A 1,057-nucleotide genomic window follows, 5' to 3' on the forward strand; every position below is an offset into this window, starting at 1 on the left:
GTGCTGGGACGGCATCAAGCGGTAACGGTTCACCAGGCTCCACCGGTCGGATAACCCTGCACTTCCGCTCGGCTATCCGAATGGGCAGACACTGCGGCCGCTTGACGCGCCCTTGCCCGAGAGCTATCGTTTAAGTGAATTTTCGTTCATCTAAGAAGTTGTCCCCCTCTCTTCCCCTCTCCTCACCACCCCAGGGAGCCAGCCAGCCATGAGCACGCTCAACATCAACGGCCAGAACCGCCAGGTCGATGCCGATCCCTCCACCCCCATCCTCTGGGCCCTGCGCGACACGCTCGGCATGACCGGCACCAAGTTCGGCTGCGGCCAGGCGCTGTGCGGTGCCTGCACCGTGCACCTGAACGGCCAGGCGATCCGCTCGTGCGTGACGCCGATCTCGGCCGCCGCCGGCCAGAAGATCACGACGATCGAGGCCGTGACCGCCGGCACCGACAAGGTCGGCAAGGCCGTCCACGAGGCCTGGGTCAAGCACGACGTGGCGCAGTGCGGCTACTGCCAGAGCGGCCAGATCATGTCGGCCACCGCGTTCCTGAAGAGCGTGCCGCACGGCAAGGTGCCCACCGAAGCCGAGATCGATTCGGCGATGGCCGGCAACATCTGCCGCTGTGGCACCTATGCGCGCATCCGCGCTGCCATCACCGACGCCGCCCGCGCGCTGGCATAAGGAGCCCACCATGCATTTCGAACCCACCCTCCTCGAGCTGCCGAAGCACCTGCGTGCCATGCTCGACGCGCAGCAGGACCCGGTCGCCACCGAAGGCCTGCCGCGCCGCAGCTTCCTGAAGCTGACCGCCGTCAGCGGCTTCGCGCTCGGCGCGTTCCCGCTCGGCACGATGGCGCAGGACGCCGCCAAGCCGGCCGGCGGATTGAAGCCCACGCAGCAACCCTCGGCCTTCGTCCACATCGACAAGGACGGCAGCACCACCATCACGATCAACCGGCTCGACTTCGGCCAGGGCGTGCAGACCGCGCTGCCGATGATCCTGGCCGAGGAGCTCGATGCCGACTGGTCCAAGGTCAGGAGCGCGCACGGCAGCAA

2 protein-coding genes are annotated in these 1,057 nt (G+C 67.2%); both read left to right on the top strand.

Annotation, left to right across the window (positions count from 1 at the left end):
• The first annotated feature begins 208 nt into the window (after positions 1 to 208).
• Complete coding sequence (locus AC1D15_RS33945; protein ID WP_477829530.1) at positions 209 to 682, top strand: (2Fe-2S)-binding protein; 474 nt, start codon at positions 209 to 211, stop codon at positions 680 to 682.
• Positions 683 to 692: 10 nt separating this feature from the next.
• The coding region (locus AC1D15_RS33950) for a molybdopterin cofactor-binding domain-containing protein (protein ID WP_477829531.1) at positions 693 to 1,057 on the top strand (365 nt) is incomplete at its 3' end.

Source organism: Rhizobacter sp. P2_H2 (assembly GCF_056403375.1).